General features: G+C 63.4%; 31 protein-coding genes and 1 pseudogene. 19 read left to right on the top strand and 13 right to left on the bottom strand.

What is annotated here, in order from left to right:
• Positions 1-229 precede the first annotated feature (229 nt).
• Positions 230-1,171 (bottom strand): DMT family transporter, encoded by a 942-nt coding sequence (locus LPJ38_RS08335; protein WP_145640431.1) that lies wholly within the window; start codon positions 1,169-1,171, stop codon positions 230-232.
• A gap of 201 nt (positions 1,172-1,372) precedes the next feature.
• Here LPJ38_RS08335 and LPJ38_RS08330 point away from each other — a divergent pair, with 201 nt between their 5' ends.
• Entirely contained in the window at positions 1,373-3,394 is a 2,022-nt protein-coding gene (locus LPJ38_RS08330) for a YgiQ family radical SAM protein (RefSeq protein ID WP_145640518.1), read from the top strand.
• 17 nt (positions 3,395-3,411) lie between these two features.
• Here the strand turns inward: LPJ38_RS08330 and LPJ38_RS08325 are convergent, their stop codons facing one another.
• Positions 3,412-3,705 carry an antibiotic biosynthesis monooxygenase family protein gene (locus LPJ38_RS08325; protein WP_145640433.1) on the bottom strand — a complete coding sequence of 98 codons (294 nt, stop codon included), beginning with the start codon at positions 3,703-3,705 and terminating at the stop codon, positions 3,412-3,414.
• Positions 3,706-4,149: 444 nt separating this feature from the next.
• On the opposite strand from LPJ38_RS08325, the gene LPJ38_RS08320 reads away from it, so the two are divergent.
• Positions 4,150-4,608, top strand: a complete 459-nt coding sequence (locus tag LPJ38_RS08320; RefSeq protein WP_145640435.1) for an Rrf2 family transcriptional regulator — start codon at positions 4,150-4,152, stop codon at positions 4,606-4,608.
• Positions 4,609-4,633: 25 nt separating this feature from the next.
• Complete coding sequence (locus tag LPJ38_RS08315; RefSeq protein WP_145640437.1) at positions 4,634-5,275, top strand: class I SAM-dependent methyltransferase; 642 nt, start codon at positions 4,634-4,636, stop codon at positions 5,273-5,275.
• On the opposite strand, the gene LPJ38_RS08310 is transcribed toward LPJ38_RS08315, so the two are convergent.
• From LPJ38_RS08310 to LPJ38_RS08300, 3 genes and pseudogenes are all read right to left on the bottom strand, one after another.
• Positions 5,220-5,678 (bottom strand): nuclear transport factor 2 family protein, encoded by a 459-nt coding sequence (locus tag LPJ38_RS08310; RefSeq protein ID WP_145640440.1) that lies wholly within the window; start codon positions 5,676-5,678, stop codon positions 5,220-5,222. The genes LPJ38_RS08315 and LPJ38_RS08310 overlap by 56 nt on opposite strands.
• Before the next feature lie 136 nt (positions 5,679-5,814).
• A complete protein-coding gene (locus tag LPJ38_RS08305) occupies positions 5,815-6,288 on the bottom strand; it encodes a methyltransferase family protein (RefSeq protein WP_145640520.1) in 474 nt (157 codons plus the stop codon).
• 21 nt (positions 6,289-6,309) lie between these two features.
• Positions 6,310-7,207, bottom strand: a pseudogene (locus LPJ38_RS08300) (NAD(P)/FAD-dependent oxidoreductase).
• A gap of 114 nt (positions 7,208-7,321) precedes the next feature.
• Between LPJ38_RS08300 and LPJ38_RS08295 the strand changes: the two are divergent.
• Entirely contained in the window at positions 7,322-8,005 is a 684-nt protein-coding gene (locus tag LPJ38_RS08295; protein WP_145640442.1) for a TetR/AcrR family transcriptional regulator, read from the top strand.
• Positions 8,006-8,242: 237 nt separating this feature from the next.
• Here the strand turns inward: LPJ38_RS08295 and LPJ38_RS08290 are convergent, their stop codons facing one another.
• Complete coding sequence (locus LPJ38_RS08290; RefSeq protein WP_158644793.1) at positions 8,243-9,271, bottom strand: phosphatase PAP2 family protein; 1,029 nt, start codon at positions 9,269-9,271, stop codon at positions 8,243-8,245.
• A 308-nt stretch (positions 9,272-9,579) separates the two neighbouring features.
• Between LPJ38_RS08290 and LPJ38_RS08285 the strand changes: the two genes are divergently transcribed.
• Together LPJ38_RS08285 and LPJ38_RS08280 are read left to right on the top strand one after the other, a co-directional pair.
• Positions 9,580-11,541, top strand: coding sequence for a fused MFS/spermidine synthase (locus tag LPJ38_RS08285; RefSeq protein WP_208750622.1), 1,962 nt, complete (start codon positions 9,580-9,582; stop codon positions 11,539-11,541).
• On the top strand, positions 11,538-11,807 hold the full coding sequence (locus tag LPJ38_RS08280; protein WP_208750623.1) for a hypothetical protein: 270 nt from the start codon (positions 11,538-11,540) through the stop codon (positions 11,805-11,807). Before LPJ38_RS08285 ends, LPJ38_RS08280 begins: the two co-directional genes overlap by 4 nt.
• A 900-nt stretch (positions 11,808-12,707) precedes the next feature.
• Here LPJ38_RS08280 and LPJ38_RS08275 read toward each other — a convergent pair.
• Positions 12,708-13,130, bottom strand: a complete 423-nt coding sequence (locus LPJ38_RS08275; RefSeq protein WP_145640446.1) for a hypothetical protein — start codon at positions 13,128-13,130, stop codon at positions 12,708-12,710.
• Between the two features lie 228 nt (positions 13,131-13,358).
• On the opposite strand from LPJ38_RS08275, the gene LPJ38_RS08270 reads away from it, so the two are divergent.
• The 7 genes from LPJ38_RS08270 to LPJ38_RS08240 all read left to right on the top strand — a co-directional run bounded on the left by LPJ38_RS08270 (position 13,359) and on the right by LPJ38_RS08240 (position 17,789).
• The gene (locus tag LPJ38_RS08270; RefSeq protein ID WP_231088658.1) at positions 13,359-13,820 is read left to right on the top strand and encodes a hypothetical protein; all 462 of its coding nucleotides are present in this window, start codon (positions 13,359-13,361) and stop codon (positions 13,818-13,820) included.
• Positions 13,821-13,989: 169 nt separating this feature from the next.
• Complete coding sequence (locus tag LPJ38_RS08265; protein WP_145640450.1) at positions 13,990-15,012, top strand: LLM class flavin-dependent oxidoreductase; 1,023 nt, start codon at positions 13,990-13,992, stop codon at positions 15,010-15,012.
• Positions 15,013-15,326: 314 nt separating this feature from the next.
• Positions 15,327-15,671 (top strand): DUF1236 domain-containing protein, encoded by a 345-nt coding sequence (locus tag LPJ38_RS08260; protein WP_145640452.1) that lies wholly within the window; start codon positions 15,327-15,329, stop codon positions 15,669-15,671.
• A gap of 113 nt (positions 15,672-15,784) precedes the next feature.
• Positions 15,785-16,159 (top strand): hypothetical protein, encoded by a 375-nt coding sequence (locus LPJ38_RS08255; protein ID WP_145640454.1) that lies wholly within the window; start codon positions 15,785-15,787, stop codon positions 16,157-16,159.
• A gap of 235 nt (positions 16,160-16,394) precedes the next feature.
• Complete coding sequence (locus LPJ38_RS08250; RefSeq protein WP_060734670.1) at positions 16,395-16,928, top strand: hypothetical protein; 534 nt, start codon at positions 16,395-16,397, stop codon at positions 16,926-16,928.
• Between the two features lie 58 nt (positions 16,929-16,986).
• The gene (locus tag LPJ38_RS08245) at positions 16,987-17,340 is read left to right on the top strand and encodes a hypothetical protein (protein WP_145640456.1); all 354 of its coding nucleotides are present in this window, start codon (positions 16,987-16,989) and stop codon (positions 17,338-17,340) included.
• Positions 17,341-17,360: 20 nt separating this feature from the next.
• Positions 17,361-17,789: a hypothetical protein gene (locus LPJ38_RS08240; protein WP_145640458.1), complete on the top strand. Its 429-nt coding sequence runs from the start codon at positions 17,361-17,363 to the stop codon at positions 17,787-17,789.
• A gap of 68 nt (positions 17,790-17,857) precedes the next feature.
• On the opposite strand, the gene LPJ38_RS08235 is transcribed toward LPJ38_RS08240, so the two are convergent.
• The 3 genes from LPJ38_RS08235 to LPJ38_RS08225 all read right to left on the bottom strand — a co-directional run bounded on the left by LPJ38_RS08235 (position 17,858) and on the right by LPJ38_RS08225 (position 18,805).
• Complete coding sequence (locus LPJ38_RS08235) at positions 17,858-18,316, bottom strand: hypothetical protein (protein ID WP_145640460.1); 459 nt, start codon at positions 18,314-18,316, stop codon at positions 17,858-17,860.
• 10 nt (positions 18,317-18,326) lie between these two features.
• Positions 18,327-18,545 (bottom strand): hypothetical protein, encoded by a 219-nt coding sequence (locus LPJ38_RS08230; protein ID WP_145640462.1) that lies wholly within the window; start codon positions 18,543-18,545, stop codon positions 18,327-18,329.
• A 104-nt stretch (positions 18,546-18,649) separates the two neighbouring features.
• Positions 18,650-18,805 (bottom strand): hypothetical protein, encoded by a 156-nt coding sequence (locus tag LPJ38_RS08225; protein ID WP_231088591.1) that lies wholly within the window; start codon positions 18,803-18,805, stop codon positions 18,650-18,652.
• A 214-nt stretch (positions 18,806-19,019) separates the two neighbouring features.
• Here LPJ38_RS08225 and LPJ38_RS08220 point away from each other — a divergent pair, with 214 nt between their 5' ends.
• The 6 genes from LPJ38_RS08220 (at position 19,020) to LPJ38_RS08195 (ending at position 22,481) form a co-directional block, all read left to right on the top strand.
• Positions 19,020-19,346, top strand: coding sequence for a hypothetical protein (locus LPJ38_RS08220; protein ID WP_145640464.1), 327 nt, complete (start codon positions 19,020-19,022; stop codon positions 19,344-19,346).
• Between the two features lie 232 nt (positions 19,347-19,578).
• Positions 19,579-20,061, top strand: a complete 483-nt coding sequence (locus LPJ38_RS08215) for a GreA/GreB family elongation factor (RefSeq protein ID WP_145640467.1) — start codon at positions 19,579-19,581, stop codon at positions 20,059-20,061.
• A gap of 10 nt (positions 20,062-20,071) precedes the next feature.
• The gene (rnk, locus tag LPJ38_RS08210) at positions 20,072-20,485 is read left to right on the top strand and encodes a nucleoside diphosphate kinase regulator (protein ID WP_167520700.1); all 414 of its coding nucleotides are present in this window, start codon (positions 20,072-20,074) and stop codon (positions 20,483-20,485) included.
• Between the two features lie 150 nt (positions 20,486-20,635).
• Positions 20,636-20,899, top strand: coding sequence for a hypothetical protein (locus LPJ38_RS08205; protein WP_145640469.1), 264 nt, complete (start codon positions 20,636-20,638; stop codon positions 20,897-20,899).
• 173 nt (positions 20,900-21,072) lie between these two features.
• Positions 21,073-21,450, top strand: a complete 378-nt coding sequence (locus LPJ38_RS08200) for a BA14K family protein (RefSeq protein ID WP_374991535.1) — start codon at positions 21,073-21,075, stop codon at positions 21,448-21,450.
• Between the two features lie 239 nt (positions 21,451-21,689).
• On the top strand, positions 21,690-22,481 hold the full coding sequence (locus tag LPJ38_RS08195) for a phytanoyl-CoA dioxygenase family protein (RefSeq protein ID WP_145640471.1): 792 nt from the start codon (positions 21,690-21,692) through the stop codon (positions 22,479-22,481).
• Between the two features lie 48 nt (positions 22,482-22,529).
• Here the strand turns inward: LPJ38_RS08195 and LPJ38_RS08190 are convergent, their stop codons facing one another.
• The 3 genes from LPJ38_RS08190 to LPJ38_RS08180 all read right to left on the bottom strand — a co-directional run bounded on the left by LPJ38_RS08190 (position 22,530) and on the right by LPJ38_RS08180 (position 26,542).
• Positions 22,530-23,564, bottom strand: coding sequence for a tripartite tricarboxylate transporter substrate binding protein (locus LPJ38_RS08190; RefSeq protein ID WP_145640473.1), 1,035 nt, complete (start codon positions 23,562-23,564; stop codon positions 22,530-22,532).
• Between the two features lie 89 nt (positions 23,565-23,653).
• The gene (locus LPJ38_RS08185) at positions 23,654-25,747 is read right to left on the bottom strand and encodes an acetate--CoA ligase family protein (protein ID WP_145640475.1); all 2,094 of its coding nucleotides are present in this window, start codon (positions 25,745-25,747) and stop codon (positions 23,654-23,656) included.
• A 3-nt stretch (positions 25,748-25,750) separates the two neighbouring features.
• Positions 25,751-26,542: an enoyl-CoA hydratase/isomerase family protein gene (locus LPJ38_RS08180; RefSeq protein ID WP_145640477.1), complete on the bottom strand. Its 792-nt coding sequence runs from the start codon at positions 26,540-26,542 to the stop codon at positions 25,751-25,753.
• Positions 26,543-26,567 lie beyond the last annotated feature (25 nt).

The following is a 26,567-nucleotide window of genomic DNA, read 5'->3' as shown; positions in this document are numbered from 1 at the left end:
TTGTCGCGGTCCTCGACCGACGGCACCCTTTCGAGCTGTTCCACAAGCTTCTGCTTCCGCAATAGCAAGTTCTCAATGACTGTACTCACAGGTCCCCCATCGCCAGAGGCGACGCCGCGAACGCCGACATGATGGAGGCGCGCGCAACCGGGCCCGCACGGACCCCTAATCAGAATGTTCGCAGCCGCGGATGGTTCCTGCGCTTGAACCAGGACTCGTTCAGATGGAACTATCGGCGCAGGCTGGCCCAGACGCCGCCGAGGATCAGCAGCCCGCCGACGAGATGAATCAGCCCCGGCGGCTCACCGAGGATCGCGAAAGACAACAGGGCGCTTGCAACCGGTCCGAGGTAGAGGACGAGCGAGGTCCGCACCGAACCGAATTTGGCACCGAGCCAGGCAAAGCCGGCATAGGCAAGCAGGCCAGGAACGATCCCGGCGAAGACATAGGCCGATAGCGCCTTGGTGCTGAAGATTTGGGCGGGCATGGCCCACATTTCCCAGGCCGCGAGCGGCAGCGAGAACAAGGCGCCGGCGGCCGAGAACAGGCTGATGCGTGCAAGCAGCGACGCCTTCGGTGCGGCGCGCGATTGCAGCAGCGTATAGCCGGACCAGCCCAGCATCGCGATCACGACCAGGCCGTCGCCGGCCGCCGTCTCCAGTTCGAACAACGTGGCCGGATGGCCGCCGGAAATGATCAGCAGCGCACCCGATAGCGCGAGCGCCGTACCGAGCCATTGCAGCAAGCCGACATGCTCGATCTTGAGCGCCGCAGAGATCATCAGCACCGTGATCGGCGAGAGCGCCATGATCAGCGCGATGTGGATCGCCGTCGTCGACACGCCCGCGGCATAGACCGGACCGCCGCACAGAAACATGCCCATGAAGCCGGCGGCAAGAATCGGCCAGATGTTGCCGAGCGGCACCTGGCCTTCGCGGATCTCCTTGAGCGCGATCGGCGCGAGCCCGATGGCGACGATGCTCCAGCGAAAGAAGGCGAGCGCAAAGGACGGGACCGAGCCCGCAAGCCCGCGCGCGAGAATCTGATTGGAGGCCTGCGCGGTCGCCACCACAATGAAGCCGATCAGCGCAATCGCGCCGAGCCAGGTGCCGGTGGATGGCGCTGCGCTCGCGACCGCACCGCTGCCGCCGTCTGATGATCCCTTGCCCATGGAGCGACCGAATACGCCATGGCCGCTACGGTGAGAACCCGGATCGCCGCATGCGACGATTGCAGCGCTCAAAGCCGATCGGGCTCACCGCGCATGGATACGGTGCTTGACGCGGACACGGGCGGACGACATGAGGCGGAACCGCCGATTTCACGCGCCCGTCGGTTGAATTCGCGGGCCTCGAGTCCTATGCGTAAGCGCATGGACATCCAGATCATCGCCGCCGAAAAGCCCCTGATGGCCCAGGCCCGGCCGCGCAAGCCGGCGCCGTTCCTCCCCATGAGCCGCGCCGAGATGGACGCGCTCGGCTGGGACGCCTGCGACATCGTGCTGGTGACCGGGGACGCCTATGTCGATCATCCCAGTTTCGGCATGGCCATCATTGGCCGGCTGCTGGAAGCGCAAGGCTTCCGCGTCGGCATCATCGCGCAGCCGGATTGGCACTCGGCCGAGCCGTTTAGGGCATTGGGCAAGCCGCGCGTATTCTTCGGCGTCACCGGCGGCAACATGGATTCCATGGTGAACCGCTACACCGCGGACCGGCGCCTGCGCCATGACGACGCCTACACGGCCGGCGGCGAAGGCGGCAAGCGGCCGGACCGCTGCACCATCGTCTACGCCCAGCGCTGCCGCGAGGCGTTCAAGGATGTGCCGATCGTGCTCGGCGGCATCGAGGCCTCGCTGCGCCGGATCGCGCATTACGACTACTGGTCCGACAAGGTGCGCCGCTCGGTGCTCGCCGACGCCAAGGCCGACCTCCTGCTCTACGGCAATGCCGAGCGCGCCGTCGTCGAGGTGGCACAGCGCCTTGCCGCCGGCGAGGCTCCGCGCGAGCTCGATGACATCAGGGGCGTCGCACTGTTCCGCCGCGTGCCGGAAGGTTACACCGAGCTGCACGCCGACGATCTCGATTCTGCCGACGAGGGCGCAACGCGCCAGAAGGGCGCGATCGTGATCCGGCTGCCCGCGCTGGAGCAGGTCGAGCAGGACAAGGAAGCTTACGCCCGCGCCTCGCGCGTGCTGCATCGTGAGAGCAATCCCGGCAATGCCAGGCCGCTGGTGCAGCGTCATGGTGATCGTGATCTCTGGCTCAACCCGCCGCCGATCCCGCTGACCAGCGACGAGATGGACGCGGTCTACGATTTGCCTTACGCGCGCGCGCCGCATCCATCCTATGGGGACGCGAAGATCCCCGCCTGGGACATGATCAAGTTCTCGGTGACGATCATGCGCGGCTGCTTCGGCGGCTGCACCTTCTGCTCGATCACCGAGCACGAGGGCCGCATCATCCAGAACCGCTCGGAAGGCTCGATCCTGCGCGAGATCGAGAAGATCCGCGACAAGACGCCGGGCTTCACTGGCGTGATCTCCGACATCGGCGGCCCCACCGCCAACATGTACCGGATGGCCTGCAAGGACCCCAAGGTCGAGGCGGCATGCCGGCGGCCGTCCTGCGTCTTCCCCGAGATCTGCCCGAACCTCAACACCTCGCATGACGACCTGATCCGGCTCTATCGCAAGGTGCGCGAGACCAAGGGCATCAAGAAGGTGATGGTCGCCTCCGGCGTGCGCTACGACCTTGCGGTCGAGAGCCCCGAATACATCAAGGAGCTCGTCACCCATCACGTCGGCGGCTATCTGAAGATCGCGCCCGAACATACCGAGCGCGGCCCGCTGGACAAGATGATGAAGCCGGGCATCGGCGCCTACAACAAGTTCAAGCGGATGTTCGATGAAGCGGCCGAGCGCGCCGGCAAGAAATATTACCTGATCCCCTATTTCATCGCGGCGCATCCGGGCACGACGGACGAGGACATGATGAACCTCGCGCTCTGGCTCAAGAAGAACCGCTATCGCGCCGACCAGGTGCAGACCTTCCTGCCCTCGCCGATGGCGACCGCGACGGCGATGTATCACACCGGCGTCAATCCCTTGCGCGGCGTGCGGCATGGCGGCAGCGACAAGGTGGAGGCGATCAAGGGCCTGCGCCAGCGCCGCCTGCACAAGGCGTTCCTGCGCTATCACGATCCCGACAATTGGCCGGTGCTGCGCGAGGCCCTGATCGAGATGGGCCGCCGCGACCTGATCGGCTCGCAGCCGCACCAGCTCGTGCCTGCGCACCAGCCGCCCGGCACCGGCAAGGCCGCCGGCACCAAACGCCCCGTTCGCCCCGGCGGCAAGACGCAGCGCTTCACGACCAAGGGTCTGCGGGTGATGAAGTAGCGGGCGCTACGCGCCTGCTACAGCGCGAGCACGACCTCGCCCGAGACCGCATCCGTCACGCCGCGTCCATTGCCCTGATCCTCGAGCACGGACCTGAAACTGTCGAGGGTCTTGATCATCGCAGGGCGGGCCGCGACCATCGCATCCTGGCTGGCCCAGGTGCCGATGAGGCAGAAGGTCTGATCGCCGGTCTTGATGATGACGCCGTGCTCCAGCCCGGGCCATTTGGCCTTGCCGTTCCGGTGCGCGTCGAGGAAGGCGGCTTCCTCGCCCGGCTTCACCTTGAACTTGACCACGTTGTAAACCTGCATGATGCGCCTCCGAAAAAAATGAATGGATGAAAACGGGCGCCACGCGAGGTCGGGAACGAAAAGTCCACATGGTCGCCCAGCCGATTGTCGCCCTCGCGCGCGGCGCCGTCACCGTGACAAATCAGCGTGGCGATCTCGGTCTTTTCAGACCGCCGAAAACAAAGTGCGAAAACAACCCCATGCACAGTAGACGGCATGAACGGGATCAATGACTTAGCCGCAGCGCTGCAACGCTGACGCGTCGGGCAGAGCGGCGTTGCCCCGTCGGGCAAAGCAGCGGCATGATGGCATGATCGGACGCAGATGCGTGACGTCCAATTGGCGCTCTACTAGCAGTGCCGCTCATCCCGACAATCGCACGGCATCCTCGTTGCTCGGCAGGCCGCACTGACGTGCGACAGCGGGCCGTTGACTTTGGCCCCTATATGCAACATATGAAGTTACATGAGACGCGATTCCCGATTGTCCGGCGTGCTCCACGTGCTGCTGCACATGGCGCAACAGCCCGGCCCGTTCACGTCCGAGACCTTGGCGAAGGCGATGGACACCAACCCGGTGGTGATCCGCCGCATCATGGCGGGCCTGCGCGAGCTCGGTTACGTCCGCTCCGAGAAGGGGCATGGCGGCGGCTGGCGGCTTGCGTGTGACCTCGCGAAGGTGACGCTGCGCGACGTCTACGCCGCGCTCGGCAGCCCAGCGCTGCTGGCCATGGGCAACAGGACGGAGTCGCCGGGCTGTCTCGTCGAGCAGGCCGTCAATGCCGCGCTCGACCAGGCCTTTCACGATGCGGAAGCGTTGCTGCTGTCGCGCCTCGGCGAGGTGACGCTGGCGATGCTGAGCGAGGATTGTCGCAAGCGCCTCGGCTCGCGCAAACATCAGGGCCTGCGCGCCCATGGCGCGTGACCGCCGCATCAGCAAGGACGACGCCATGACCAACATTCAAGACATGTTCTCCGATCCGCAGGCCGTGGCGCGCTACACGGAAGGCCCGCCGCGCTTCGTGCCCGGCTACAATGCGATGCTGTCGATGGCGGCGATCCTGCTGGCCGAGCGCGCGCGTAACGATGCGCGGATTCTCGTCCTCGGTGCCGGCGGCGGCCTGGAGCTGAGGACGTTTGCGCAGGCGCAGCCGCGCTGGCGCTTCGACGGCGTGGACCCGTCCGCGGCGATGCTGGGGCTCGCGAAACAGACCCTGGGCCCGCTGGCGCCGCGCGCGCATCTTCACCAGGGCTATATCGACGATGCGCCGGCGGGACCGTTCGACGGTGCCAGCTGCCTTTTGACGCTGCACTTCGTCGACGTCGCAGAGCGCCGCCGCATCGCCTCCGAGATCCGCCGCCGGCTGAAGCCGGGCGCGGCTTTCGTGGTAGCTCATTTGAGCGCGCCCAGTGGCGAGGAGGAGCGCCCGCTATGGCTGTCGCGGTATTCCGCGTTCCTGGCTGCGACCCGATCGGCATTGTGCTGCGCCATGACATATCCTTGTTCTGATGGCGGCATCACACGAATGATCCGCGTTAGCTCACGATTGGTCCAGCCGCAGCTTCTTCCAAACCGGCACGAGCCTGGATAGCGAGGCTTCGTTCTGCAGCCTGCGAGTCGAAGTATTCCTCGATCGAATAAACCTTGCCCCATCGCAGCTTGAAGACGTGGACACCCCTGTTCACATACGAGCTTTGGCCGTCGAGTAGCCTCGCATTGGCCCGCCACTTGACGAACACTGTGGTGTTCCATGGCCAACCCGTCACTTCGACCTGCTCAATATCTATGTGAAGCTTCGGGAAAACACGGCCCATGCGCTCGAACCATTGCTTTACCGATTGCTTTCCATGTCGCTCACCCCCCAACGCATGATCTCCGGCAACCCAGTGATACGCGTTTGGTGTTAGGTCCTTTGCAGCATCATCCCAACGCTGGTTGTTGACATGATCGAAGCTCCTGCGGATCTCTTTTTTGACAATGAGACTGTAGACCATTGATGCCACCTGTTAGCCGACGGCTCTGCAAGACGGATGGATACTTCCAGATACTGACAGCTGCTCCGGGTCACGACGGCGATCTGTTCGGACAGCTGGCTGACGGGCGGCCCCGCAGGCGGCGGCGGCGCAATAGTCAGAGCCAGCGGCGAACCTCGGCCTTGTAGCGGCGGTAGTCGTCGCCGAACTTCGCTTCGAGATAGCGCTCCTCGCGGGCGATCACCTGCGTCTGGATCGCGATCAGCACCAACGGGAGCAAGGCCAAGGCGATCGGCCCGTCGAAGCCGATCGCAAGGCCGGCATAGACAAGCGTCATGCCGAGATACATGGGATTGCGGGTCCACCGATAAGGACCGGTCGTTGCGATGAGGGTCGTTGGCTGCGACGGCGGAACGTTGGTGCCCAGCCGCCGGAACAGCCCCGCCGCCGCAAGCATCATCGCCGCGCCGGCAACGAACAGCAGCGCGCCCGCCGCGAGCAGCAACCGCCAGTCGATGCCGAAAGAGCGCAGGGTGACGAACCGCTCCGCCGCCAGCCCCAACAGCAGCGCGCCCAGATAGACGAGGGGCGGAGGGAAGCGCACACCCGCGCTGTCTCGTTCGACGGCCATGCTCATCCTGCATCTGAGCTGTCAAACCACCATCGACTGCTGGGCGAAGATACCCGCCATCGCGCCGTGCGACGATGCCAGGGTGACCGATGGCGGCGTGATGGGGTTGGCGAGGTCGCCGGCGGCGTAGATGCCGGGCATGCTGGTTTCGCGGCGCTCGTCGACCTTGAGAATGATGCCGAGGGGTGTCTTCACCGTGGCGAGGCCCAGTGATTCATGCAGGCTTGCGGACGGCTTGTTGCGCGGATGCGCGAACAGGATGTCGACCGCGACATCGGGGCCGGTATCGAGCTTGACGGTGGCGTTACGGGCCCCGCGTTGGGCGATCCCGGTGATCCGGCCATCGACGACAGGGACGTTGCGGCGAGCCAGATCGGCCCGGATATCGGGCGGAATGTCGTGACCATCGGCGAAGAGCGTCAGCTTGTCGGTCCAATCGCGGAACAGCCTGACCTGATTGTGCGACTGCGGGCCGGACCAGACGAGGCCCCAATGCTGGCCGGCGACTTCAAAGCCGTCGCAATAGGGGCGAGGCACGATAGACCCGCCCCAGCCTTCGGCAAAACCCGGAACGTCAGGCATCTGGTCAACGATGCCATAGCTCAGGATGAGGCGGCGCGCCCCAAGGCTTTCGCCATCGCCAGTGAGGACGGAGAATTTGTCGATGGTGCCAGAGATGCTGTCAGCCCGGGCGTTGACCAGCCTGACCGTGGGATAACGCGCCAGCTGCTGCCGCGCCTCGGCCAGGATGTCCAACGGTGGCTTGTGGATCGTGGCCGAGCAGACCATGCGAGTGCTCAGCGAAGCGGTTGCGCGGCAGGCCGGTATCGAGAACGGTCACCTTGCGGCGGGCACGGCCGAGCTGCAGGGCGCCGGCGAGACCGGCAAAGCTGCCGCCGATGATGATGACGTCATCCATGGTCGAGACTCCGTTTGGAGGACTGGTTGAAACCTGCCGATTGGCTTGCACATTTCAGATACTACGTGGTATCTTAATGTCGGGATTAGAACACTGTCAAGTACTGGAATTGTCGTGACCGAAAACAGCCAGGGCCGGCGCGGCCGGCCCGCCAACGAGGCGCTTGGCCAAACGATCGTCGACGCTGCGCGCGAACTCTTTGTGGAATTGGGTTTTCAAGCGACGACATTGGACAAGGTCGCGCAGCGGGCGAAAATATCCAAGCTCAGCATCTACAGGCACTACGAGAACAAGGAGGCGCTGTTCGGTGCGGCCATGGCGGCCGGCTGCCGTCAGTTGTTCGCACCACAGGCTCTTCCTGAAGGAGGCGACGGTTCGGTCGAAGATCAGCTCATGGCGATTGGATCATTACTGCTTCGCACGCTGTTGAGACCGGACGTGCGCAGTGTCGAAGCCATGGTCATGGCCGACAAGACCAGTCAAAACGCGTTGAGCAAGCTCCATTTCGAAGCCGGCCCCGCCCATGTCATCGCCCAGATCGAAGCCGTGCTGCGTCAGTTGCACGCGAAGGCGCTTCTGAATGTGCCCGATCCTCTCCGGTCCGCCCGCTTGTTTGCCGCGCTTTTCAAAGGATCCGATCTCCTGATGATCGCACGTTTCGATCAGGCGAGAGCAGAGGACGACAACGAGATCGAATCCTATTGCCGGTCGGCCGTCGCCATGTTCATCGCCGCGCACGGTGGCAGCGGCCGCGCGGGCGGATATTTGCCTGCCCCAAGATCAAAAAACAAAACTTGAATCGCGCGTGACCGCGTCGGCCAGCAGGTCAAGGCAGGCCGGCCGATCATGGAAATTGACGAGTCGGCCGTACGGTCCGACTAACGTCCCCCCGGGGGCTTTCTTCCCGACCGAGAGGTTGATGACGCTGAAATACGCCCGGCCCTCACTTTGCCTGAGAAGACAAGCAGAGCCCAGGTTGGTTTCGCGAGCGCAGCCGCCAGATGTGCAACGCGGGTGTCTGCGCTGATGATCAAATCAAATCCGGTTTGCTGATGCATGCGAGGGGACCAATACCGGCTGCTGCTTCTGCGATTGGCCCCGTGCGAAATAATTCCCAAGCCGATGCGTCGCATAGATCGTCGCAAACGCGATGCCCACGCCGGCAATGACGTCGACGAAGAAGTGTCCACCACCAATCGGGGTCGCCGCCAACACGACGGCATTCCACAAGGTCCCTGCGACTCTCAGCCAACCGATCGGCCATAGCGCCCATGCGTAAAGGACGGCCGTGATGGCGTGGAAGCTCGGAAATGTCAGAAGGGGACCCAGGCTGAACGCGTCCAGCACCCTGGTGGTACCATCACGCACAAGGGGAAGCTCGCGCAGGGTGTCATAGTAAACGGAAGGCTCGATGTTCGGATGATCCGCCGGCAGCAGGCCCAACGCATGATAAACGCCTGTGGCAGGAACCAGTGTTGAAATGACCGTGGTGACGATCAGCGTCAGTGCGAAGCAGAGAACGAATTCTGCAGCCCGTCGATAGAAACCGCACAAGGGCAGAAGAACGACCAGCACGGCAAGCTGCACGAATATGGAATTGTAGGTCGGGGCAAGCGCGCGGATCAATCCCGGCCGGTCGTTCACAAACGACAGATATGCTCGAAAATCCAACCCCAGCGCTCGATCGAATGCAAGCAGTCTGGCTTCCTGCATTGGGAGAGCCGCCGACGCCGCGATATAGCCCAGCGATGTGACGAGTATGAGGATCAGGATGATCTGCGCTAAGGTGAACAGCGTCGCATAGACTCGCGGATTGCCGCGCCCGGATCTCGCGTTGCGATGTCCGATGTATCCGTAAAGCCCGGTCATTCCCAGGATAACGATGTAGCCCTTGGGTTCCATCCGGAAGCTGGTCAGCAGAACGCCGAGTGCGAGCAAGACCAAGACCACGCCGATGATGATCCAGTTCAGCTGGAACAGCCTCAGGGAAAGCTCCACGTCTCCCTTTACGTTTGAGAGCATCCTGGCTGATCCGAAACGTCGTCCACCCTTTGTGGTTGTCATCTGACATTCCTGCATTCCAGGGGAATGTTTCTGCCAATACAACCATTAATAAACGTACAACACAGGCGTGCATCACAGATCGGGAACAACTTGCAACAATGGATGCCAATTTTTCCCGAGCTTGGTCCGGAAAGGCGCCGGTGCCACGTGGCGAAGCGGTCATTTCTTGCCCGCGGTTCGCAATGGGTTAACCTTGCGCATCGCGTTGCCGGATTGAGCCGTCAATCCCAGCGCGGTTCAGCAACCAACCGCAACATTTGATTACCTTTCTCCTCTAGGTTGCAATGGTCTGGGAGAAGGGTTCCGTCATGACCACCGTCGAATTGCCCGCGGATACGCCGGCGCAGACATCCGCTGCGCCCCATGTCCGCATTCTTTGCATCCTCTTCTTCTTCTCCGGCTTTCCGGCGCTGATCTATCAATTGACCTGGCAACGGAGCCTGTTCCGGATCTTCGGCGTCAATTCGGAATCGGTGACGATTATCGTGACCGCGTTCATGCTCGGACTCGGACTCGGCAGCTTGTGTGGCGGCTGGATATCCCGGCGCACCAACGTCAGGCCATTGTTGCTTCTAGGAGTAATCGAGCTTGCGACTGCTGCATTCGGATTGGCCTCCCTCCAGATCTTCGAAAAGGTGGGCGCTCAGGTGGCTGACCTGCCGTTGCCCGCCCTTGCCGCCATCAACCTTGTCCTGGTGCTGGTGCCAACCCTTCTGATGGGCGCAACGCTGCCGATCCTGGTCGCCTATCTGGCACGACTTTCCGGACAGATCGGCGACGCCGTCGGCACTCTCTATTTCGTCAACACGCTCGGTGCCGGTGCCGCGTGTCTCGTATGCGCCATCCTGATTTTCCCCTTTCTCGGCATGCATGCGGCGATCACGATCGCGGCTGGAATCAATATTGCGGTCGGCGCCGGGGCAATCGCGGCGCACGTCCTGCCTGGCCGCAGCACGACGAACGGTTCGCCAAAGTCGGGCAACGCATCAGGAACACCGCCAATTCTCGGCACGGGCTTGGTCGTGCTGCTCGCAATGGCGGGGGGATTCATCTCGCTGTCCTACGAGATCTACCTGTTCCGCGTGATGTCGTTCGCCTCGGGATCGAGTTCGCTGGCTTTTGCGATCACGCTATATGCTTTTCTGACCGGGATCGCGGTCGGCGCCCGACAGGCCGGACAGTCCTGCAGGACACTCGCGCCGCAGGCTGCGCTCCGCAAAGCCGCGAGCGATCTCATCTGGGCCAACTTGTTCGGTGCGCTGTTTCTTCCTTTGATGACGCAATTGGCATGGACCGGCGCCGGCGCAATCAGCGTTGCAGTCGTCATTACCTACCTGATAGCGCGGCAATGGGGCGCACTGCTCCCCTATCTCTCGCAATTTGGCATCGCTGCGGACGAACAGGTTGGTCAGCGGACGGCGCTCCTGTATTTCGCCAACATCGTAGGCTGCGCCAGCGGGGCTATCCTCACCGGCTTCGTGCTGACGGACTACTTCGGAATCCGGCAAATCTCGGCAATATTGCTCGTTGGCGGCACGATGTCCGCATTTGCATTGATTGCGGTCAGCGAAACAACCCGGCAGGAGCGGTATCTTCTTGGCCGACTTGCCATTGCGGTTCTCGTGCTCGGCCTCGGCGCAAACTCCTTGTTGAGCCAGCGGCTATTGGAGAATTTGCAGGCGAAGGCGGTCAGCGACCGCGACTTCCTCCATGTTGTCGAGAATCATAGCGGCATCATCACCGTCGACAACGAGGGCACCGTCTTCGGCAACGGCATGTATGACGGCCGCTTCAACACAGACCTGAAGTCCGATCGCAACGGCATCGTCCGCCCCTACGCGCTGAGCCTCTTCCACCCTGCGCCACGACAGGTGCTGATGATCGGTCTCTCCTCCGGTTCGTGGGCCCAAGTCATCGCCAACAATCCGGATGTGGAATCGCTCACGATCGTCGAGATCAATCGCGGATATGTCGAGTTGATCGCCAAACACGACAATGTCAAATCGATCCTGAACAATCCCAAGATCAGGATTATCGAGGATGACGGACGCCGTTGGCTGCGCCATCATCCCGACGCTCAGTTCGATGCGGTCGTCTCCAACACGACGTGGCACTTTCGGGCCAACGCCGCCAATTTGCTCTCGTCGGAATTCCTGGGCCTCGTGCAGCAACACCTGAAGCCCGGTGGAGTCTACTTCTACAACACCACCAATTCGCGGCGGGCGCAGCGCACGGGCTGCACTGCATTTCCCATGGCGCCCGGTTCTTGAATCATATGGTGCTGTCGCAGACGCCGATCGCTTGGGATCATGCTCGCTGGCGACGAACGCTGGAAACCTACAGCATTGACGGAAAACCCGAGTTTGCTTCCGATGAGGCTGACCGCGCTCGGCTGGATGCGCTGATGGCCGACTTCCGTCAGGATGGTCCTACGATCGAACCATGTCCGCAGCTGCTGGAGGCTACTGCCGGCCAAAAGCTCATTACGGACGACAATATGGGTACGGAGTGGCGCTACTTTCTCGGCTTGGAGTGACTTAGCGTTCCGATACGAGTATCCGGCAACGCGAGCCGCAAGATCGCGTGCCTCTGTGCCTCAGCACAGGGGCAAAATCTGCGACAGCTTCCGCAAACCAGCTCCGACAAGCCTTTGGCTCTGGATTCGTCATTTGAGCCGCCGAGTTTGGTGCCCGTTTGCATGCCGACAAACCTGGCTGACCGATATCGACTTTGCAGTGCGACGGCGGGCCGCGCGCCGCACGTTCACGGGGCTGGCACCCCTGAGAGGGTTCTCTGCTCTAACATTACAAATTTATGACCGCGACACTGAGGCGACCCTATTTCGGGCCTTCTTCCTGCACCAACTCGGTCGCTAGTGCCCAAAGCACGTTTTCAGAAACGCGGCAGGTGAAATATCTTTCCTGCCGCATGTGTGCCGTTTCACATCTTTTACGTGAAACAACGCTACGATCCAATCGAACGCCCTTTTACCAATGTCAGTGTTTTTCAGCAGTTGCAGCTATTGGGGCTCCTAATGAGTAGTGGTCGGATTTGCGACCGTATGGTCATTTTGAACCAACGGGTCTGTTTTCTCAACTCTCAACTTGCAGAACTCCGAAACCTCCGCGTTCGTATATCGAAGACCGTCGAGAGAAGCAGCGGCAAACGATCGGAAGTCCGAGGTATTTGGGCCAAGCGGCGCAGGCGACCGCTCTAATAAAGTTCTTGTGGTGTAGTGTCCGGTTAGGGCCAATGACGACCCGCCGCCCCGTCACGGCTGCTTCAGCAAGCGCCGATGGAGGGTTGCGGCTTTGGGCTGCCTGGCAGCCCACTCCAGGTTACGTTCGCCATCGATCTTCACCCAGGACCTACGGGTCGGCGCATCGCGCGCGCCGACGACCGCTATGGGCTATGACCGGGCATTCGCCGCGACTGGTCAGGAACGAGTGCCTCCGTCCCTGCCCCGAAAGAAGTAAAGCTTGGCCAAAAAGCAGAGCGCGGCAATAAGGAGGCTCTCGGTAAACAACAGCGTGGCCGTGAACAGGACCGGCTCTCGGGACGGAACAATCGTTCTGACGAGGCCCAGATTTTCCCAGCCGATCGTCAGGCGTCCGAATAGATAGGGATACAGGGCAACCGAAATTGCGGCTGTTACAAGCCCTGCTATCGCCATGCACTTCTCCCAAAGCGGGCGAGCAGCCAAGCGGTCGAGAACCTCTGATCTCATCTTCCGGCGCTCGGCGTCGCTCATGAGCAAGACGCGGCGATCGAGAACACCGACCTTGGCAAACCACCGTTTCCATCGCGGCCAATTTGCGAACCGTTGAGCCTGGCTCTCTTCGTATCGTGCTTCGTTCATGGCGGGCTTGCGAATATGCGCGTCGGTCCCTGGCACTGACGACGGGGAGAGCACGACGTTATCTGTACAGGCTTAAGAGATGTTTTTCGAAACGCTAACGCCACGCGCGGGAGCAGCACCGACGTTAACCCTATCGGCAAATGATTCCGCAGCCGCCGACAGATTGCCTCATTGGCGCGGAGAATTTTCAGCGGCACGAACCTCTGTCAGAGGCGCATTATGCTGAGAATGGCGTTGTTGGGCCTCCTCATCCTGTTGAGTGCAGGCGTGCTGTCGGCGATGGAGCTGAGCGCACCGCCGCGTCGCGCGGCTGCGATCGTGCAACCGCTTGCCGAGCAAGACGCAGGCATGTCCGCTTCACACGACGCCTTGGCGAAGGCCGATCGCCTCGACCTTACCCCTGCGATCAGCGCGATGCCGGCACAGGCTCCGGTCGAAAGCAGCATGGCTCCGGCGGAAGAGACCCATGCCGGCTCTCCCGGACCGGAGCCGGCCGTTCGTCCTCGGCATACTCCGAAAAAGATCGCGGCCGCAGAACGTCCCAAGCCGAAGCCGAAGCCGAAGGCGACCGTCGTCAAGCGAACCGCCGACGTCCCGCGCTCGAAGACCGCAGGAAATGCCGAGCCCTGCCGGCTGAAGGCGTTTGGCGGCTTGCTCAAGGCATTGAATTTCAACGGCTGCGAAATCTGAGCGCGCGTCCCGGCGCGGCAGATCGAAGCCGAGCGCTCTGAGTTCGGAAGCATCAGCTGGCCAGGGGCTGGTTCATCCCCAAGGGGCGCTTACGGTTGCACACCCGTGTCGCCATCTTTCCTCCGATCGACGCCTCGCAAATGCTTCCGATCATCCATATGTTGCCCTCATGAAAAAGATCGGATTTCTTTCCTTCGGGCACTGGACCCCCTCGCCGCAATCGCAGACCCGCTCTGCCAGCGACACGCTGCTGCAATCGATCGAGCTTGCGGTTGCCGCAGAACAGTTGGGGGCCGACGGCGCCTATTTCCGCGTGCATCATTTCGCGCGCCAGCTCGCCTCGCCGTTTCCGCTGCTCGCGGCCGTCGGCGCGAAGACTCATAGGATCGAGATCGGCACGGCCGTGATCGACATGCGCTACGAGAACCCGCTCTACATGGTGGAGGACGCGGGGAGCGCCGACCTCATCGCCGGCGGCCGGCTGCAGCTCGGCATCAGTCGCGGCTCGCCCGAGCAGGTGATCGACGGCTGGCGCTATTTCGGCTATCGGCCGGCCGAGGGCCAGAGCGATGCCGATTTGGGGCGGCGCCACGCCGAAGTCTTCCTCGACCTGCTCCGCGGCGAAGGCTTTGCCGAGCCCAATCCGCAGCCGATGTTTCCCAATCCGCCCGGGCTGTTGCGCATCGAGCCGCATTCGCAGGGCTTGCGCGAGCGGATCTGGTGGGGCGCCGGCTCGAACGCGACCGCGGTGTGGGCCGCCAAGCTCGGCATGAATCTGCAGAGCTCGACGTTGAAGAACGACGAGACCGGCGAAGCCTTTCACGTGCAGCAGGCGGCGCAAATCCGTAGCTTTCGCGCGGCATGGAAAGAGGCGGGGCACAGCCACGAGCCGCGCGTCTCCGTCAGCCGCAGCATTTTCGCGTTGCTGGACGATCGTGACCGCGCCTATTTCGGCAGAAGTGGCGAAGGCGAAGACCAGATCGGCTTCATCGACCCGCGCACGCGGGCGATCTTCGGACGCTCTTATGCGGCGGAGCCGGAGGTGCTGATCGAGCAGTTGCGGCAGGACGAGGCGATCGCGGAAGCCGATACGCTGCTGCTGACGATCCCCAACCAGCTCGGCGTCGATTACTGCGCGCATGCGATCGAGGCGATCCTGACGCATGTGGCGCCGGCGTTGGGGTGGCGGTGAATTGCGTGGGCGATCGTCGATTTATCCGCATTCGTAGCGATGATCGAACAGAAAGAAAGTAAGGGCCCGATTTTCTCTATTGTCGAAAACGGGCCCCTTCACATCAATGCATGTGGCTAATGAGATAGATGCCACCGCCGACGACCAGGATCGCCGGCACGGCCCAAAGAATCAATACGGGCATTGTCCTCTCCTCCAATGACTGCTCCCGGCAAGGTAACGGGAAAAAGTAGCAAATGTTCCGCGCTGCTCGGAACGGTCATGCTGGTAGCGAGTTCATCGCTGCGCCGCATGAAGCGGCGAGGGAGAATGCGATGAAGAAGTTCATGCTGATATCAGCCGCCGCCCTGCTCGTGTCGACGAGCGCGATGGCACAGTCCACCGTCGTCACCACCACGGGCGCGGCTCCCGGCGCGACCGTGCAGATCGAGCCGGAGTATCGCACCAGGATCCGCTCCTACGTCACCGAGCAAAAGATCCGTCCGGTCGAGACGCGCGAGAAGATCGTCGTCGGCTCGCCGGTGCCGCGCGACGTCGAGCTCGTGGCCGTTCCGAGCGACTGGGGCCCTTCGCTCACCAAGTATCGCTACGTCTATTCGGGCAGCCGCGTGATGCTGGTCGATCCCGAGACCCGCATGGTCGTCCAAGCGGTGGACTAGCTGCGTCGCCTGGCGGGCCGTCACACGGCGGCCCGCCCACCCGCCCTTGGTTCGTTTCGCGGTAGCGCCTGATGCCCATCATTCGATATTTCATCTTTGCAGGCGCATTCGTCGTGGCGCTGCTGTTCCTGCTCGAGCGCAATCTGGCGCCGACGGCGAAAGCATCCGCGGTGCCTGATGTCGACCGGACGACCATTCGCATCCACTCCGCCCGCGCTTGGCCAGAGAAGATCATCCTGGACACGTCCACCGGGATTGTTGCCGCGGCTTCCTCACCTCTGATCGCCGAGGCCCCAAGCCACACTGCGGGCGATGCATTGGCGTTGGCCGACTCGCCGAAGCCGGAGACGAAAATCATACCCGCACCTCGACGCAACGCGACGCGGGCAGCCGACCTCCGCCCAAATCGCACGGCCCGCTCGGCGGCCTCGCGTCGGCTCTACGATCGCCAAGTGATGGATCGCCATGTGATGGTCGGCGCATTCTGAACGGCGCTGGCGTCGCGTGATTGCGCGGCAACAGACGCACGGCCCGAACACCCGACCTGGATGAACAGTGGATGAATGAACGGGCATCGCGCCAACGTTATGCGTCCCGGAACGGCATGATGCAGCGATCATTGGCGTCAAAGTTCTCGACATGAGGAACGTTTGCGCAATTGCCAGTTTATCCCGAGCCTGATCTGGCGCTTTTGTTTTGGAAACCCACTGGAGGAAAACGGACATGAGGATCCTGAAGCTTTCTGCGGCTGCGGCCGCGCTGTTGGCGGGCACGGCGCTCGCCGTTGCGCAATCGAGCTCGACGGTCGGTACCGGCGGTTCGTCGGCCGGCGGCGGCACCAGCAACTCGACCGTCGGCACCGGCGGCTCTTCGGCTGGCGGCAGCGGCTCCGGCTCGGCCTCGACACTCGGCACCGGCGGCTCCTCGGCGGGCGGCGGCACCAGCAGCTCGACCGTCGGCACCGGCGGCTCCGCGGCGGGTAGCGGCTCCGGCAGCGGCTCGGCTTCGACGCTCGGTACCGGTGGCTCATCGGCCGGCGGCGGCAAGAGCTCGTCCAGCGTCGGCACCGGCGGATCCGCAGCGGGCTCGGGCTCGAACTCCGCATCGACGGTCGGCACCGGTGGCTCGTCAGCCGGTGACGGCAAGAGCGGCTCGACTGTCGGCGCCGCCGGCTCGTCTGCCGGTCATGCCAGCGACAAGGGCATGGAGAAGGGCAAGGGCCACAACAAGGACGAGTGGAAGAAGGACAAGAACTAGTCCGATCCCGGGAGCGGCCACGTGCCGCTCCCTTCGTCCATGTTGAGGAGGACACGCAATGAACAGATCAATCGTTGCGATTACGGCACTGGCTCTGATGAGCAGCGCTGCATCGGCAGAAACCATGGAAAAAACCGGCAAGACGGCATCCGGCCAGAACTGCAAGGTCACGGTCGAGAAACATGCGGACGGCAGCATCACTGCAGCCGGCTCGTCGCGTTCGGGCACGACCGGATCGACCTCGTCGAGCGGCTCGCTGTCGAGCTCGAGCTCGGCAGGCGGATCATCGGTGAACGTGCAGGCCGGCGGCGGCAGCGTTTCGAGCTCATCGTCGACGGCGGGCGGGCCTGGCTCCACCAGCGCCAGCACCATCACCGTCAACGGCTGCACGATCTCGACCTCGTCACCCTGACATTCATGAAGGATGGAAACATGAGAACGCTCCTGACGACTTCGGCAGTGGCAATTCTGCTCGCTGCCGCGACACCAGCTCTTGCACAGACCAGCATGACGGGCGGAACGGGCGGCTCGGCCGCAGCGGGCGGCACATCCGCCTCCACCGTCGGCACCGGTGGTACCTCAACCTCTGCGACCGGCCGCACCGGCTCGTCGATTGCGGCCGGCGGAAGCGCCGCCGCCGTGGACGGCAAAGCCAAGACCGGCGTCAGCATGAACAAGGGCAACGGTCCGGTGATGAACTCCAACGCGCGGGCGCAGGCCCATGAGGGTGGCACGTTCAGCCGCTCGCATACGCGCACCAAGGTCAAGGCCGGCGAAGAGGTCGGCTCCACCACCAAGACCATGTCGCATGTGCCGGGCTCGAAGCCGACCATGTCGAGGACGACAACGACTGCGCGCTAGACGCAATTCGTGCATTCATTCCGCAGCTGCTGCCCGACTTGTTCGGGCAGCTTTTGTGTTGTGACCTGTCAGCCGCCGTGCAGGCTGTGGCTGATCCGGGTCACCACGGCGTCCCAGCGACGCTTCTCGGCGGCGGGATAATTGATCAGGACGCAGTGGACATAGCCGCGAGTGAAGTTACAGCGGTTGTACCAGACCTTGTCGCGCTTGATGCTGGACACCACGAAGAAGTTCGACGTGATCCGCTTGTAGATGATTCCCGACGGAGGGTTCTTCCGGGCCAGGAATTCAGCCGGCGAAACGCCTTGCTGGTTCACGACGGCCTGAACGGTGAGGTCTGCGCTGCCGTCGGAGCTGCGAAAATGCTGGCCGTATCCGTCGGGCCGGCCGGCCGGCTCCGTGAAGATCGAGGCGGGGATGTCGACCGAAGTTCCGGATTCCGGGATGCGGTAGGTGGTCCAGCCGTTGGCGCTGGCGACAGATGATGTCGCACAGAGCGCGACGATCGCAGCAGCAAGTCGCTTCATGTCGGCCTCATCAATTGCGGGGCGCCAGTTGCAGCTCCATCAGGGCGATGCGCTGGAGCGCAGCGGGATTGCGTTCACCGGCGCCGGCGGTGCGCAGGATGGATTCGGCGAGCGCATTGACATGCGAGGAATGCACCGGCTCCGGCAGCGTGGCGACCGCAGATTCCAGCGCGGCGGTCATCAGCTCGATCACCTCGGGGGAAAACTCGGCGTTGGAAAAGTTCTTCATCGTGCGGACCGGCCGCTTGTGGGGGCCGATGTTCAACGCCGGGAAAAAATGGAAGTTCCTTTGACGCGGCGACGCTTCATGCGGGGCCCGACGCACCCATCCTGTCACAGCAAAGCGGCTTTCAGGGCCTGTCGGTAGATCATCGCGGCCGCGAAGGAGAGCAGCGCGGCCGCTCCCGCGAAGACCATGAGAATCTTCAGGGTTTCGGCGTCGATGTCGGTTCTCGTCGCGCGGGATATTGCCCTTGCCAATGCGGCCATCATCGCCAGCTCCGAACCACCCGCGCGGAGCGCGCGGTCTGATTCGTGTAGCGTCGTTGAGCGCGTTTGCGTGTGAAGCAGATTACAGGTGATCTTGCGTGCTGCGCCTGGAATGGGCGAACCATATCCTGGCGCCTGAAACGGCAAAGCGAAGCACCGCGTTATTGAGGCAGGCGAGTCTGGCCGTGTTCCAGACGCCGCAAGGGAGCTCATCATGCCGACCAAACCGACCATCGCCCGCATCTGGCGCGGCTGCACCCGCCGCGATCTCGCCGACGCCTACCAGGCCTATCTGCAGGCCGAGGGCATTCCACCGCTGCGAAAGACCGCGCTTGGCGTGCAGCAATTGCGCGAGGACCGAGACGATGAGACGTGGTTCACCACCATCTCCTATTGGGCGGACATCGCGGCCATGACGGCCTTCACCAAGGGCGAGCCGACCAAGGTCCATCATCTCGCGCGCGATGCGGAGTTCCTGATCGAGCTGCCCGAGCGCATCGAGATCCACCGCATCCTGATCGACGAGCAGGGCCTGCGGTGACCAGGAAGCGCACTTGCATGACACTCTGCGCGTGGCTGTGCGGTTTCGCCGCAATGTTTCCAGCGGGCTAAATCACTATAGTCAGTGCGTCATGGCATATGTCGTCGACATAGACGCGCGCACCGCGCGTTTTGCTCTTCACGCCGGCCGCCTCCAAGCAGGCGGTTAGCCGGACGGCTGCGCGCCGTCCGGGCTCTTTTCCAGCTTTCGTTACCTCCACCGAGAGGTCGAATTGAAGCAGAAGGAGTGCGCCGTGCTGCCTCTTCCAAAAATCATGCTCACCGCAGCGGATTATCCGCGGCTCGAACAGCTTGCCCGTCTTGCCGCACAAAAAGGCGATCTGGACGGGATCTTCCTTACAGGTGAAATCAACCGCGCCGAGATCGTGCCGGATGCGTCCGACGATCTAAGCTCAGTCGTCACCATGGGATCATGGGTCACGTATTGCACGAATTGGGGCGTTCCGCGTCGCACCGTGCAATTGGTCTGGCCCGAGGCGTGCTGGAATCCGGAAAGCATTTCGGTCCTGACACCTTTGGGGGCGGCATTGATCGGACTGCGGGTCGGCGATCAGATGCCATATTTCGTGGCGGGCTGTCTGAACGTCGTCAGGGTTCAAAGCATCACCCAATCTCGCTCGAACGTCGTGCCGTTCTTCCGGCGGCCGCATCAAAGCAAGCCGTTCGATGACGATCCCGGACCAACTGCCGCGTAGGAGACATCACATGCGCAAGCTCGAAGCAGAGAGTCAGCAAGGGCAGACGATCTTGCCTCCGATCAAAATCACAGAGGATGAATCGCGGCGTCTCAGCTCGCTGGCGAATTCGACCATGGACCTGTTTCCTCGCGTCGCCCAGTTTCTGGCTCGGGAAGTGGAACGCGCAACCATCGCGCAAGCGGACGATTTGCGCGGCGTGGTCAGGATGGGTTCCAAAGTGAGCTACCGCGATGACGGGTCCGGCGCGAGCCGGGAGATCGTGCTCGTCTATCCGCACGAAGCAAACATCGAGCTCAACCGGATCTCGATCCTGACGCCCGTCGGAGCGGCCCTGATCGGCCTTTCGGAGGGACAGCGCATCGAATTCGAGACGCCCGACAAGCGAACAAGAGGGCTGACCGTTCTCGCCGTCTCCGAGTGAGGCTGTACGCCAATCAACTGAGGACAGGAGCGCGCCGGTCAGGCGCGTTCCGCCTGCCGCTCAAACGAGCCACGAAGCTCAGCCTCGTAACAGGAACGCCTCCGCGCTCTCCACGATTGAGTCTCGTCAGGCACAACAACGGGAACCGCCATGAAGAACATCGGTGCCGGTCAGATTGCCCTGTTGGTCGCTCTCGGAGCCATGTTGATCCTCACGGGCGTTTGGGGATTCTCGGTCTGGGGAGCCAGCAGCGGGGTTGAGATGGGCAAGCATGGCTGGATCGCGCTTGGCCTCGGAGCCTTCTTCTCCCTGCTCATCGGCTGCGGGCTGATGGCCCTGATGTTCTTCAGCAGCCGCAGCGGTCACGATGATGTCGCCGATCCCTTCCGCCAGCGGGACGGCGAAGACACATAGCCGCGAGGCGTGCTTGCGTGCTGCATCTCTCCGGCCGCGCACGCCCGTCCTCCTCGGGCCGCATCCTTACGAACAATTCATTTTCTGCGACCCTCTGACGCTCGCCTCGTCATGGAGGAACGGAGCGGGCTACCTGCCGTTGCTCCGGCATCCTCACCAACATGGAGCCCGACATGATAATGCATAGAACTTTCGTCGTCCTCGCGGCCGCCGGAGCAATGCTCTCGACGGCTGCCTCGCCGGTGCTCGCGGCACCGCTGCCGATCGGCAATCCCGGGCCGGACTCAGGCGTGCAGCAGGTGCAGTACCGGCATTGGCACGGACACGGACATCGGCATGGCTATTACGGTCACAGGCATCACCACGGCCATTACGGCACCGGCGCAGCCGTCCTCGGCGGCCTCGCGGCGGGCGCGATCATCGGCGGCGCCATCGCCAACAGCCAGGCTCAAAGCAACGCCGCCTCCTACTGCGCGCAGCGCTTCCGCTCCTACGATCCCGGCTCGGGCACCTATCTCGGCCGCGACGGTCTCCGTCACCCTTGCCCGTGAGGCACGTGTAAAGCTGCGGCAGCCTTCTCGTTCCGCTAGAGGCTGCCGCCACGGGCCTGCGCTCGCGAAGCGGTGAGCGTGTCTTGATTCCGCGCTCCGCCGCGCTATACGTTCCCGCCATGATGTTCACCTCCACATTTTTTCCGCTGATCTGAACGGCAGAACGTCGTTCCGGCGCTCCGGCGCCAACCAGATCAAACGGCTGCGCGCGATGCGCTAGCCGAACGGAGAGATGTGAAATGCCCAAGACCGAACAAACCGGCCTGACGCCTTGTCAGGTTCAGAGCTTCATCGACGACGGCTTCGTCAAACTCGGGAATGCCTTCAGCGCCGACCTTGCAAGGCGATGCAGGGACGAGCTGTGGGCGGATATCGGCCTGTCGCCGGACCAGCCCGAAGATTGGACCCAGCCCGTGATCCGCGTTGGCGCCAAAGCTTCGCCTCCATTCGTTGAAGCGGCGAATACCCGGCTTTTGCACAAGGCGTACGATCAGCTCGTCGGCGAAGGGCGCTGGCTTGCGCCGGCGGGCCTCGGAACCTTTCCGATCCGCTTCCCGTCATCGCAATCGCCAGGCGACGATGGCTGGCATGTCGACATGAGCTTTGGCACGTCCAATGCCGATTTCATGGAGTGGCGCGCCAATGTGACGAGCAGCGGACGTGCGCTGCTGATGCTGTTCCTGCTCTCGGATGTCTGCGACGACGATGCGCCCACGCGGATCCGCAAAGGCTCGCATGCGACCATCGCGCGCGAGCTGCTGCCCTATGGCGAGGCAGGCGCGACGCTGCGGCAACTCGCGGCCGGAGACTGGGCGTCGACGCAGGATTGCGACGTCGAACTTGCAACCGGCGCGGCGGGCAGCGTCTATCTGTGTCACCCGTTCCTGGTTCACGCCGCGCAACCGCATCGGGGAAAGCGGCCCCGCTTCATGGCACAGCCTCCGCTGCTGCCCAAGGGCGAGTTCGATCGGGCGCTGCCGCCCTCGCCGGTCCAGATCGCGATCCGGCGGGCTTGCGGGCTGACGGTGTAGTCGGACGACATCCGGGGACCGCCAAGCGGCCCCGGATGTCAAGCCGGACTATTGCACCTCGATGTTCGCGTCCTTGACCAGCTTGCGCCAGCGTTCCTCTTCCTGGGCGACATAGCGATCGAGCTCCTGGGGAGCGCTACCCACCATGATCAGGCCTTCGTTGGTCGCCAGTTGCTTGAAACCACCGGACTGCACGGCCTTCGCGACCGCCTGATTGAGACGCGCAATCACGGCAGCAGGCGTCTTGGCTGGAGCGTACAATCCGTACCAGGACTCGGCGGCGTAGCCGGGCACTCCAGCCTCGGCGACCGTCGGCAATTGCGGGAACGCGGCCGAACGCTCGGCGGATGTGACAGCCAGCGCACGGAGCTGACCCGCCGCCACCAGCGACGCCGCGCTGGCCACGGTGGTGAACATCACGTCGATCTGCCCGCCCAGGAGATCGCTGATTGCAGGCGCCGCGCCCTTGTAGGGGATCGCCGTCATCTTGACGTTCGCCATGGCGTTGAACAGCTCGCCGGCGAGATGGGCCGAGGTGCCGATGCCGAACGTGCCGAAATTGAGCTTGCCCGGCTTGGCCTTTGCTTCAGCGATCAGATCGGGAATCGAGTTGATCTTGGATGCGGGGTTGACGACGACGACATTGAAGGATCGTGCAATCAGCGAGACCGCCGCGAAATCCTTGTGCGGATCGAACGGCAGCTTGTTGTACAGGCTGGGATTGACCGCGTGCGCGAAGGTCGCCATCAGCAGCGAATAGCCGTCAGGCTCGCTCGTCGCCACCGTCTGGGTTCCGATGATGGTGCCTGCGCCCGGCTTGTTCTCGATGATCACGGGCTTGCCGAGGTCGGTCTGGATTTCCTGGGCGGTCGTTCGCGCGACGATGTCGGTACCGCCACCAGCCGCGAACGGCACCACGATCTTGATGATCTTCTCTGGGTATTCGGCCCGCGCCGGCGCGACGCCCGATCCGACCGCGACCAGCAAAGCTGTCGAGGCGAGGACGGCCCGGCGCGACCAGCGCCACACAGCGACTGCCTTGCCGGGACCGCCGTCTCGCCTGATGATGTTACCGATTGCCATGTGGACCTCCCATTCGGTCTTGGTTCAGATTTTTCAAACAAGGCTCGTCATGTCACGAACGCAGCTTGGCGCGCGTCCGCGATGGGGCGTCATGTGCTGGCGTCGAGAACGACCAACCCGTCGGCCGCCTTCACGCCTTGGCCTGCCGGGAGCACGAAGACCGGATTGATCTCAGCTTCACTGAGGCGCTCGCCCAGCTGCGCAACCATGCGCGAGAAAGCGACGATCGCTGCGGCGAGCGCTTCGACATCGCACCTCGGCCGGCCGCGAAAGCCATCCAGCAACGGCCATGTGACGAGCTCCCGCGCCATCGCGCCAGCTTCGGTCAGCGTCAGGCCGCCTTCCGGCGGAAGCAGACGCAGCGTGGTGTCCTGGAACAGCTCGGCGGCGATGCCGCCCATTCCGAGAAGGATGGCTGTCCCCAGCGAATCGCGATGCATCCCGAGAATGATCTCGACGCCACCTGAAATCATCTCCTGCACCAGAAATCGTTCCGGCCGCTTCCCGGCCTTGGGCGCGACTTCTTCTGCCATCACCGCCAGGCGCTCGCCGATCGTCTCTGCGGTCAGATTGACCGCGACGCCCCCGACGTCGCTCTTGTGCGCAATCTCGCGCGAGAGAATTTTGAGCACGACCTTGCTGCCCAAGTCTCGCGCCGCCTGCTCCGCCTCGCCTGCCGTAGCGACGATCTTCTCCGTCACAACCGGAACGCCAAAGCGAGCGAACAAGGCCTTGGCCTGCGCCTCGTCCAGCGTTCCCACCGGAAAATCGCTGATATCGACCAGTGTCTCCATCGATCCGGATATCTCGACCTGTCCCGGCATTCCCGCCTTGAGAAGTCCATCGAGCGCACGGGCGCAGCTCTCGGCGGAGGTGTAGGCCGGGACGCCGCGCTGCGTGAGAACGGAGACCACGTCGGGCGCGTAGGGGCTCACATAGGCGATCACGGGCTTGTCGCTCAGCGGCAGACAGTCGTGGATGGCGTCCGCCAGCAGCGCCGGCGATCCCACGGCTGAGGAGCCTGCAATGACGGCCAGCGCATCGTAGGAAGGGCTAGCAAGCAGGATATGAATGGCGGCGCGAAGCAGATCCGGCTGCAGGCCGGCCAGGGTCACGTCGATCGGATTGCGATCGAGCATGGCGTGCGATCCCGATTGCAAGGCGCGCAATTGCGCAGCCGAGTCCGCGTCGGGCGCGGGCGTCGCGAAGCCGGCGATCCCCAAACTGTCGGACAGGATCGTGCCGGCGCCGCCGGTCGAGGTGAGGATCGCCACGCGCCTGCCGGACAGCTTCCGTCCCGCGGAAAGAGCTGCGGGAATGTCGAGCAGGTCTTCGAATGTCCGCGCGCGGATCACGCCGAGCTGTCTGAAGAAGGCGTCGTACATGCGATCGGAGCCGGCAAGCGCTCCCGTGTGCGAGACGGCCGCCTTTGCGCCCGCCTCCGACCTCCCGATCTTGAAGGCGACGATGGGTTTGCCGGCGCGCCGCGCCTTGAGCACCGCCGCGCGGAAGCGGGCCGGATTGCGGATCGCCTCGATATAGAGCGCGATGACCCTGGTGGCGCTGTCGTCGGCAAGAAAGTCGATGATATCTGCGAGTTCGAGATCGGCTTCGTTGCTGGTCGACACCAGCTTGGACAGTCCGACCCCGCGCGCCGCAGCGCGCGACAGGACGGCGCCGAGAATGCCCCCGCTTTGCGAGACCAGGCCGATCGAGCCGGCCGGAAAATGGTCCATCGCCAGCGCGCCGGATGCCGACAGCACGATGTTGTCCGTGAGATTGACGAGCCCGATCGTGTTCGGCCCGAGAAGGCGCATGGATCCGGCGGCCTGCATGAGCTGCGTCTGACGTGCGGCGCCTTCCGCCCCCGTCTCGGTGTAGCCGCTGGCGAGAACGATCGCCGCCGCAGTGCCGCGCTCGGACAACTCGCGCACGGCGACATGGGCGCGTTCCGCGCCGAGCAGGACTAGGCCGACGTCCGGCACATCCGGCAGCGAAGCGACGTCGGCATAGCAGCGCAGGCCGCCGATCTCTCCGACCTTGGGATTGACGGGATAGATCGCACCCCCAAAGCCATGCTTCTTGAGATACGCAACAGGCCGCCCCGAGGTCTTGCCCGGGTCGGCGGAGGCGCCGATGACGGCGATGCTGCGCGGGCGGATCAGGCGCTCGATCGCGTTCATCGCTCAACCCTTCGACGAGGATTGCGCGAGGAAAGCCGTCACGGCCTCGCGATGCTCCGCGCTGGTGTAGCAGATGGCCTGCGCCTGGCTGCCGAGATTGAAGATGTCGTGCGCGGAATGCTCGAACGTCTCGTTCAGGATCGTCTTGCTCAGAGCGAGCGCGGTCGGAGAGCCCTGCGCCAGTTCGGCCGCCCAGGCCTGCGCGGCCGACATCAGCTCGGCCGCCGCCACCTTGCGATCCACGATCCCGAGCGCGAGCGCTTCGTCGGCTTCGACGACGCGTCCGGTGAAGATCAGCTCCTTCGCTCTCGCAAGGCCCACTCGGCGCGGCAGGAAATACAGGCCGCCGCCGTCGGGTATCAAGCCGCGCTTGATGTAGGACCAGGTGAATTTCGATCGCTCCGTCGCCATGACGAAGTCGCAGGCCAGCGCGGTGTCGGCACCGAGGCCCGCCGCGGCGCCGTTGACTGCGGCAACGGTCGGCTTCGGCAAGCCCAGCAGCAGCGTCTGCACGTGATGGACGCCCTGCTGACGGCTCCATCCGTTGAATGCGACGTCCCCCTGCGGCGCCTCGAGCCGGCGCCTCATGCCGCTGATGTCGCCGCCGGCGCAGAAGGCATTGCCTCGTCCCGTCAGTACCAGGGCCTTGATCGCCTTGTCGCGGGACACGGTTTCGAGAGCGCCGGTGAACTCGGAACGCATCTCGTCGCTCATGGCGTTGCGCCGATCCGGCCGGTTGAACGCGATGGTCGCAACACCGGCTTCGACGGAAAATTCGATGAGCTGATAGGACATGGCAGACTTTCCGGGTTTGAGTCGG

The sequence above is a fragment of the Bradyrhizobium daqingense genome (assembly GCF_021044685.1).
Classification (GTDB): domain Bacteria; phylum Pseudomonadota; class Alphaproteobacteria; order Rhizobiales; family Xanthobacteraceae; genus Bradyrhizobium; species Bradyrhizobium daqingense.
The sequence above is the reverse complement of the archived record's forward strand: the minus strand, read 5'-3'. Positions and strand labels throughout refer to the sequence as shown.